The organism is Haloplanus sp. C73, from assembly GCF_051195115.1.
GTDB lineage: Archaea > Halobacteriota > Halobacteria > Halobacteriales > Haloferacaceae > Haloplanus.
The window spans coordinates 235,969-243,817 of sequence record NZ_JBNTJZ010000005.1 but is presented as its reverse complement, the minus strand read 5'-3'; the positions used below and the strand labels follow the sequence as shown (position 1 = coordinate 243,817).

The 7,849-nt window shown below is 66.7% G+C and carries 9 protein-coding genes; 4 read left to right on the top strand and 5 right to left on the bottom strand.

What is annotated here, in order from left to right:
• Positions 1 to 227 precede the first annotated feature (227 nt).
• A complete protein-coding gene (locus tag ACQUSQ_RS11125) occupies positions 228 to 1,703 on the top strand; it encodes a DNA primase (RefSeq protein ID WP_435069176.1) in 1,476 nt (491 codons plus the stop codon).
• Between the two features lie 9 nt (positions 1,704 to 1,712).
• On the opposite strand, the gene ACQUSQ_RS11120 is transcribed toward ACQUSQ_RS11125, so the two are convergent.
• Together ACQUSQ_RS11120 and ACQUSQ_RS11115 are read right to left on the bottom strand one after the other, a co-directional pair.
• Positions 1,713 to 2,051 (bottom strand): hypothetical protein, encoded by a 339-nt coding sequence (locus ACQUSQ_RS11120; protein ID WP_435069174.1) that lies wholly within the window; start codon positions 2,049 to 2,051, stop codon positions 1,713 to 1,715.
• Positions 2,048 to 2,338, bottom strand: coding sequence for a hypothetical protein (locus tag ACQUSQ_RS11115; protein ID WP_435069172.1), 291 nt, complete (start codon positions 2,336 to 2,338; stop codon positions 2,048 to 2,050). The genes ACQUSQ_RS11120 and ACQUSQ_RS11115 overlap by 4 nt, the downstream gene beginning before the upstream one ends.
• A 109-nt stretch (positions 2,339 to 2,447) precedes the next feature.
• On the opposite strand from ACQUSQ_RS11115, the gene ACQUSQ_RS11110 reads away from it, so the two are divergent.
• Positions 2,448 to 3,638, top strand: coding sequence for a redox-regulated ATPase YchF (locus ACQUSQ_RS11110; RefSeq protein ID WP_435069170.1), 1,191 nt, complete (start codon positions 2,448 to 2,450; stop codon positions 3,636 to 3,638).
• Here ACQUSQ_RS11110 and ACQUSQ_RS11105 read toward each other — a convergent pair.
• A complete protein-coding gene (locus ACQUSQ_RS11105) occupies positions 3,635 to 4,135 on the bottom strand; it encodes a CinA family protein (RefSeq protein ID WP_435069168.1) in 501 nt (166 codons plus the stop codon). The two genes, ACQUSQ_RS11110 and ACQUSQ_RS11105, sit on opposite strands and share 4 nt — an antisense overlap.
• A gap of 68 nt (positions 4,136 to 4,203) precedes the next feature.
• Between ACQUSQ_RS11105 and ACQUSQ_RS11100 the strand changes: the two genes are divergently transcribed.
• Entirely contained in the window at positions 4,204 to 5,130 is a 927-nt protein-coding gene (locus tag ACQUSQ_RS11100) for an NAD(P)-dependent oxidoreductase (RefSeq protein WP_435069166.1), read from the top strand.
• A 101-nt stretch (positions 5,131 to 5,231) separates the two neighbouring features.
• Here ACQUSQ_RS11100 and ACQUSQ_RS11095 read toward each other — a convergent pair whose 3' ends face one another.
• The gene (locus tag ACQUSQ_RS11095; RefSeq protein WP_435069164.1) at positions 5,232 to 5,663 is read right to left on the bottom strand and encodes a VOC family protein; all 432 of its coding nucleotides are present in this window, start codon (positions 5,661 to 5,663) and stop codon (positions 5,232 to 5,234) included.
• Positions 5,664 to 5,740: 77 nt separating this feature from the next.
• On the opposite strand from ACQUSQ_RS11095, the gene ACQUSQ_RS11090 reads away from it, so the two are divergent.
• Entirely contained in the window at positions 5,741 to 7,435 is a 1,695-nt protein-coding gene (locus ACQUSQ_RS11090) for an aldehyde ferredoxin oxidoreductase C-terminal domain-containing protein (protein ID WP_435069162.1), read from the top strand.
• Here ACQUSQ_RS11090 and ACQUSQ_RS11085 read toward each other — a convergent pair.
• A complete protein-coding gene (locus tag ACQUSQ_RS11085) occupies positions 7,432 to 7,773 on the bottom strand; it encodes a cupin domain-containing protein (RefSeq protein WP_435069161.1) in 342 nt (113 codons plus the stop codon). The two genes, ACQUSQ_RS11090 and ACQUSQ_RS11085, sit on opposite strands and share 4 nt — an antisense overlap.
• Positions 7,774 to 7,849: the final 76 nt, after the last annotated feature.

The window sequence follows — 7,849 nt, the reverse complement described above, 5'->3', positions numbered from 1 at the left end:
AGTACTGGAGTGGGCGACCCTCTGGGAGACCCGATTCGCCGCCTCACCATTCATACTTCATTCACAGGGCCGAGCGATAGCAATGTTGCTCGGCTTTTTGCATACAATCCGACCGCCGACCCGTACGCATAGCGAATTAAACTGGATTTAATCCGGCGTAAACCGGCCCGAACCCGGCTTCAGCGCGTTCCCGATTTAATGGGGTGTAGGGTGTGGGATGGGATGGAATGAACGCACGAACTGGTGCAGTGCTGATGGCAGTCATGCTGGTCGCGTCGGCCGTCGCGCCGGCGGCCGTCGCGGGCCAGACAGGAGAATCGCTCTCGCTCGACGTCGCACAGGACGACGCGGGCGACGTCACGATAACGGTGACGGACAACGGCACGGCCGTCGAGAACGCGACGGTGAACGTAACCAGCGACTCGTACGCGGGCGCTGGTGAGTACGAGACGGACGCGAACGGAACGGTGTCGCTCGCGGCACCCAACGACTCGGTGACGGTCACCGTTGAAGCGACGTACGATAACGCGTCCACGTCGACGACGACGGACCTCGAACCCGCCCTCGACGTGTCCATCGCGGGGGCGGACGACGGGTCGGTCGTCGTCTCGGTGATGCGTGGTGACAGCGCCGTGGAGAACGCGACGGTGAACGTGACGGCGAACGCCACGTACACCGATGCGGGCGAGTACGAGACGGACGAAAACGGGACGGTCACGCTCGCCAACCCCGACCAGACGGTCGAACTGACCGTCACGGCGATGGAGGGTAACGACACGGCGACCACGTCGGTCGTCGTCCGGTCGGTCGACACGTTCGGTGTGGGTGTGGACCAGACTGCCGACGGCACCGTGGTGGTGTCGGTCGGTCGCGCCGGTGAACCGGTCACGAACGCGACAGTGACTGTGGAGAGCGACACCTACGCGGGTGCGGGCGAGTACACGACCGACGACAGCGGCACGGTCACGCTGCCGGCTCCCTCGGAGAACGTCACGGTGGACGTGACGGCGATGGAAGGTAACGACACAGCGACGACGACGGCGGAACTGACGCCGCCCGAACCGACCGGTCCGTTCGGACAGGTCGTGTCGGCGCTCGCCCAGTCGCTGAAGGGGGCGGGCTTCACCGGTATCGGTGAGCAGATGTCGGACTTCGTGACGAGCAACAACCCGTCGAACGCGAGTGACCGTTCGGCGAACGCCTCCAACCCCGGCGTCGGTAATGCGGAGAACGCGACGCCGCCGGGACAGCAGGACAACGAGACCGGTCAGCCGCGAGTCGTGCCGGCGGACCCGCCTGTCAACGACTCCGGTGCGGAGAACGAGAGCGACGCGCCCGGTAACTCTGGCTCTGCGCCGGGACAGGCTGACGACGGCGAGGACGACGCACCCGGTAACTCGGGGAGTGCGCCGGGACAGTCCGGTGAGGAGAGCGACGATTCTGACGACGCGCCCGGCAACTCGGGAAGCGCGCCGGGACAGTCCGGTGAGGAGAGCGACGAATCAGACGACAGCGAAGAGAGTGACGAGTCCGAGGAATCCGAGGCGTCCGACGAAAGTGACGAAGCCGACGAGGCCGACGACTCTGACGGGGACGACGATAGCGACGACGAGAGTTCGGACGGCGGCAACGGCGGTAGCGATAACGCCGGTGGCGGTAACGCCGGTGGCGGTAACGCCGGTGGCAACGGCAACGGCCGATAACTGATTCGGTCACCGACTCTTTTCGCGGCCTCGTTCGACGGCGGTTCGAAGCCTCGCGGGCGCACAGCCGGCGAGTTCGGCGACGTGTTCGACGGCAACGTCGCGACGCCGAACCGTGACGGCGGCGCCGGCGACGACGAGCGGTTCGACATCGTCGCCGGGGTGCCACGCTCGTTCGTCGAGCGTGTGGGTTCGGTCGGCGGCGACACAGGTGATGGCGAGCATCGCCGCGGTGAGCGGAGCGGCCGTCGCTCCGTCGAGGGCGCCGACCAGCGCGAACGCGGGTCGGGGGTCGTCACCGAGTAGCGCGCGGTCGATGGCCGCGGCGCGGACAGGGAGTTCCGTCACGGCTTCGGTCGTTCGAGTGTCTCCTCGACGACGGTGCCGTCGGGTCTGAGTGTCACCGTCCCGAGGTCGACGCGTTCGCCCGTCGAGGCCACCCGAGCGACGGCGCGGAGCGTCGGGTCGCGGTCGAGTCGCTCCCAGACGGCGCGTTCGACCATCTCTTGGAAGGCGTCTCGGTCACGCCAGTCGCCGTCGAGGGCGGAGGGCACGTGGACGAGAAACCGCATGGCGTCGTCGTCGACGCCGATGCTCACGCCGAAGGTGTCTGCGGGCGCTCGGTCGTCGGTCATGGACGCGTTCGGCGCGCGAGGCGCATAAGCGGGCCGGTCACGTGAGAGTGTGACAGGCAGGCGGCGGCGAGATAGCGGCGTTTTTGCCCGCCGACGGCGGACGACTGGTATGAGCTACTCCATCGGTCTGGTCGGCAAGCCCTCGGTGGGCAAGTCGACGTTTTTCAACGCGGCGACGATGAACGACGTCCCCGAGGGGGCGTACCCGTTCACGACTATCGACCCGAGTGTCGGCGAGGCGTACGTCCGGGTCGAGTGTGCGGCCCCGGAGTTCGGCGAGACGTGTACCCCGAGTGTCGGCTACTGCGACGACGGGACGCGATTCGTCCCCGTCAAACTCGTCGATGTCGCCGGGTTGATTCCGGGCGCTCACGAGGGGAAGGGCCTCGGCAACCAGTTCCTGAGCGACCTGAACGAGGCGGACGTGCTGGTTCACGTCGTCGACTTCTCGGGCAAGACCGACAGCAAGGGCGAACAGACCGAGGGTCACGACCCGCGCGACGACATCGACTTCCTCGAAGACGAACTCGACCAGTGGTATCTCGGAGTGCTCGAGAAAGGCATCGAGCGATTCGAGACGAAATACCACGGCGCGGACGCGACAATCGAGACGGACCTCGCCGAGCAGATGAGCGCCTTCCGGACGAACGAGGACGAAATCAAGCAAATCATCCTCGCAGAGGGGTTGGACCTCGACCCGGAGACGTGGGACGCGGCGGACCGCGAGTCGCTGGCGCGCGAGATTCGCAAGCGAACCAAGCCGATGGTCATCGCCGCGAACAAAATCGACGACCCCGCGGCGGCGGCGAACTTCGAGGACGTGACCGCGGACCCCGACTACGACCACCTGACCTTCGTCCCGACGAGCGCCCACGCGGAGAAGGCCCTGAAGACCGCCGAGGAAGCGGGCCAAATCGACTACACGCCGGGCGCCGACGACTTCGAACTTCTCGACGACGTGAGCGCGGAGCAGGAGGCGGGACTGGAGCAGATTCGGTCGCTTCTCGACGAGTTCGGCGGGACGGGCGTGCAGTCGTCGCTGGAGGCGGCGCTGTTCGATGCGCTCGACCTCATCGCGGTGTTCCCCGGCAGCGACGACGGGTCGACATCGGAGAAGGGGGTCTTCCGCGACTGCTTCCTGTTGCCGGCGGGGTCGACGACTCAGGACTTCGCGAACCACATCCACACGGACCTCGGCGACGGGTTGCTCCACGGCATCGACTGCCGGTCGTCGCGCCAGATTGGCGGCGGTCACGAACTCGACGACCGGGACGTCATCGAACTCGTGACGACGACTTAATCCATCTCGTCGGCGAGCGTACGGAGCGCCCAGCGCGCGCTCTCGGATTTGACGGTCGAGCGGTCGCCGTCGAAGACGCGGCGGGTTGCGCGGGCGAAGGAGTCGCCACTGCCCCACGGGGCGGCGTAGGCGACGCCGACGAAGACGAGGCCGACTGGTTTCTCCTCGGTGCCACCGGTTGGCCCGGCGATACCGGTCGTGGCGACGCCCCACGTCGTCTCGGCGTCGTCGCGGACGCCGCGCGCCATCTCGCGAGCGACGGGGGCTGAGACGGCGCCGTGGTCGTCGAGTGACTCGCGAGTGACGCCCAGCGCGTCGAGTTTGGCGTCGTTCGAGTAGGCGACGACGCTCCGGTCGAAGTAGTCGCTGGAGCCCGGCACGTCGGTCAGGAGTGACCCAACGAGTCCGCCGGTGAGCGATTCGGCGACGGCGACCGTCTCGTCGCGTTCGCGGAGCCGGTCACCCAGTCGGCGTTCGATGGGGTCTGTATCCGTCATGGGGCCACGTTGTACGCCCGCGTCCATGAAACGTCCGTGCCCGCACCGTACCCGCTTCCGACTCTTTTATGTCGAATCGGTGGCGTGACATGGATATGGCGGACGAAACAATCGCTTTCGTCGGACTCGGAATCATGGGTGGACCGATGGCGAAGAACCTGCTCGATGCGGGCTACACGGTCATCGGCCACAACCGCTCGCAGGGACCGGTCGACGAACACGTCGACGCCGGCGGTGAGGCGGCCGAGACGCCGAAAGAGGCCGCAGAGCGCGCCGATGTCACCATCATGTGCCTGCCGGACCACGACGTGGTGGCTGAAGTGATGCGAGGCGACGACGGCGTTCTCGCCGGCCTGAGCGAGGGCGACGTAGTCATCGACAACTCGACCATCTCGCCCATCGTCACCGAGGAACTGGCCGAGGAGGTTCGAGAGCGCGGCGCGCACATGCTCGACGCCCCCATCAGCGGCGGCGAGGAAGGCGCCATCGACGCCTCGCTCTCGATTATGGTCGGCGGCGACGAGGACGTCCTCGACCGCTGTCGCCCTATCCTCGAAGTGATGGGCGAGACCATCACCCACTGCGGCGACAACGGCGCGGGACAGGTCACGAAGGCCTGTAACCAAATCGTCGTTGCGGGGACGATGCAGGCCGTGAGCGAGGCGCTGGTCTTCGCGTACAAGGCGGACGCGGACCTCGAAGCCGTCGTCGACGCCATCAGCGGCGGTGCCGCCGGCTGTTGGACGCTCGACAACCGCGCCCCGAGCATGATTCAGGGTGACTTCGAACCCGGCTTCTTCGCGGACTACCAGTACAAGGACCTGCGTATCGCGACCGACGCCGGCGAGGCGTACGAGTCGCCGATGCCCCAGACCGAACTCGTCCACGAGATGTACAAGTCGATGGTCGCGACCGGTCGCGGCAAAGACGACAACTCCGGCGTGATGCAGATTATCGAGGATATGGCGGGTGTCGAAGCACGCGTCGAGGACTGAGACTCGTCGACGCTGGTTCGAAGAAGCACGCGTCGAGGACTGAGACTCGTCGACGCCGGTTCGAAGAAGTGCGTGTCGAGGACTGAGACGCGCTCTGCCCGTTACTCCACGTCGTCGTGGTCCATCAGTTCCCGCTCCCGAGTCTCGGGCGCGGGGTCGTAGGTCACGATTTCGAGGAGGTTCCCCGACGGGTCGAGGAAGTAGAAGCCCTCGAACTCGCCCCAGTCGTAGGGGCCTTGGTTCGGGAACTGTCCCTCTAGCTCGTCCATCAGCGACTGGTACGTGTCGCGGTCGGTTTCGAAGGCGATGTGGGCCTTATCGAGCGGATGGGAGGGGTCTTTTTCGTCCCACTTCTCGGCGCGGCCCGTCTCCATGAGCGTGATGACGGTGCCGGCGCCCGTCTCGAACATGACGTGTGCGCCCTTGAAGTCCTCCGGCGGGCGGAGGAGGTCGAGGTCGAGGACGTCTCGATAGAACTCGTGCGCCGCGTGGAGGTCGTCCACGTCGATGTTGATGTGGTCGACGGCGTCCATGCCACTACTGGCGAGTGGCGACCGATATAGGTTTTCCTCCAACGAATCTATGTGTCCCCCACTCGTTCGTCGGAGCGATGCGACACGCCCACGGTCCCCTCCTCACCATCGACGTCGAGTCACGAGAGTCACACGTCGAGCGCATCGACGCGGCTCGCGAGGCGTTCCTCGGGGGCCGCGGCCTCGGAACGCGGCTGGCCTACGAGCGGATACCGTTCGACGCCGACCCGTTCGGCCCGGAGAACCGGCTGGTGTTTACCGCCGGCCCCCTCCAGACGGCGACGACGAGTTTCGCCGGCCGGCTCTCCTGTACCGGGCTCTCGCCGCTGACCGACGGCCTGTTGTCGTCGAACGCGGGCGGGTTCCTCTCCGGCAACTTCGTCGGGACGGGACACTCGGCGGTCGAACTCAGGGGCGCGAGCGACGGCCCTCTCGCCGTCCACGTCCGCGACGACGGCGTCGCCTTCGAGTCCGTCCCCGAACTCGCGGGCGAACCCGTGTCGGGAGTGTCCGAGTGGGCGCGCGAGCGTCACGGACTCGACGCGGACCACCTCGCCTGCGTCGGCCCCGCGGGCGAGAACCGGGTTCGGTTCGCGGCCATCATGACGAGCGACCATCGAGCGTTCGCGCGCGGCGGCCTCGGCGCGGTGCTGGGGTCGAAGGGGGTGAAGGTGCTGACCTTCGACGGCGACGCGACGCCCGGTCCGAATCTGGACGCCGCGGCGAGCGACGTCGCGAGTGCGGTCCACCGCGAGGCCGCCGAGAGCGACCACATCATGAAATCGCAGGGGACGCCGAGTCTCACGGGCTTTGCAAACGAGATGGAGGCGCTCCCCACCCGCTACTTCTCCGAGCGCTCGTTCGAGGGCGCGGACGCCCTGAGCGGTGAGGCGGTGGCCGAGAAGAAAGACGGTCGGGGAACCTGCTCGCGGTGTGCCTTCGCGTGTAAGTTGCCGACGAGCGACGAGGCGACGGGCGTCGAGACGGAGGGGCCGGAGTTCGAGACGCTCATGGCCTTCGGGAGCAACGCGGGCGTCGACGACCTGCCCGCGGTGATGCACGCGAACGACCGGTGTGACGAACTCGGCCTCGACACCATCTCGTGTGGCGACGTGGTCTCGGCGTATCTCGCCGCGGAGGGTGGCTTCGGTGACGCCGAGTTGGTCCACGACCTCATCGAGCGCATCGCCCACCGCGAGGGGGTCGGCGACCTACTCGCGGAAGGCATCGCCCGCTGTCACGACGAACTCGGCGTCCCCGACTGGACGATGAAGGGGATGGAGTTTGCCGCCCACGACGGGCGCGCGCTCTCGGGACAGGCGCTCGCCTTCGCCACCTCGAACCGCGGCGCCGACCACCTCTACGGGGGAATGTACGTCTACGAGTATCCGCTCGTCGACCGGGAGGATGCCCTGTCGCCCGACACGCTCGACGGCAAGGCGGCGGCACTCGTCGAGTCGGAGAACCACAACGCAGCGCTCGATTCGGCCATCGCCTGCCGGTTCTCGCGCGGGACGCTGACCGACGACCGGTTACGGACGCTTCTCGACGCCGAACCGGGCGAACTGGACGCACTTGGCGCCCGAATCGTCGACTTGGAGCGGGGATTCAACAACCGCCGCGGGCGGGACCGGCGGGACGACGAGGCACTTCCCTACGGCGTCGACGGCCTGAGCGGGGCGCTCGACGCATACTACGAACGGCGCGGATGGCGCGACGACGGAACGGTCCCGCAGAAACGGTGTGTGCGACTCCTCGACGGGCCGGCTTAGGACTGTTTCCAGTCCGGGTCCGAACGGGGTGGTGAGAGGACGCCGATACCGACCGCGGGTTCGTCGCCCCTGTTCTCGGCGCCGTGGAGTTCGCCGGCGGTAAACAGATACGAGTCGCCCGGTTCGAGCGTAATCTCCTCGTCCTCGGTAATCGCCGTGAGAGTCCCCTGTATCATGTAGCCGATTTGCTCGTTGTCGTGCCGGTGGACGGGAAGCGTGGCTCCGGGTTCGACTCGCCAGTGTTTCATCGATGCGCGCTCGCCAGCCGCGAGGTCGGCGAGATACACGCCCGACGCAACTTCCTCACTCTCCGCTCGGTCATCGGTAATCCGCCTCATTCTGTCCCCATCAACTCGATACTGTGGGCCACTAATAAAGGTTCTTGAGGAACTTTTATATTCAATTAGTCGTACC

Coding starts and splice junctions, on each gene's coding strand:
- ACQUSQ_RS11125 (WP_435069176.1), top strand. CDS start 228: ATGAACGCACGAACTGGTGCAGTGCTGATGGCAGTCATGCTGGTCGCG.
- ACQUSQ_RS11115 (WP_435069172.1), bottom strand. CDS start 2,338: ATGACCGACGACCGAGCGCCCGCAGACACCTTCGGCGTGAGCATCGGC.
- ACQUSQ_RS11110 (WP_435069170.1), top strand. CDS start 2,448: ATGAGCTACTCCATCGGTCTGGTCGGCAAGCCCTCGGTGGGCAAGTCG.
- ACQUSQ_RS11105 (WP_435069168.1), bottom strand. CDS start 4,135: ATGACGGATACAGACCCCATCGAACGCCGACTGGGTGACCGGCTCCGC.
- ACQUSQ_RS11100 (WP_435069166.1), top strand. CDS start 4,204: ATGTCGAATCGGTGGCGTGACATGGATATGGCGGACGAAACAATCGCT.
- ACQUSQ_RS11095 (WP_435069164.1), bottom strand. CDS start 5,663: ATGGACGCCGTCGACCACATCAACATCGACGTGGACGACCTCCACGCG.
- ACQUSQ_RS11090 (WP_435069162.1), top strand. CDS start 5,741: ATGCGACACGCCCACGGTCCCCTCCTCACCATCGACGTCGAGTCACGA.
- ACQUSQ_RS11085 (WP_435069161.1), bottom strand. CDS start 7,773: ATGAGGCGGATTACCGATGACCGAGCGGAGAGTGAGGAAGTTGCGTCG.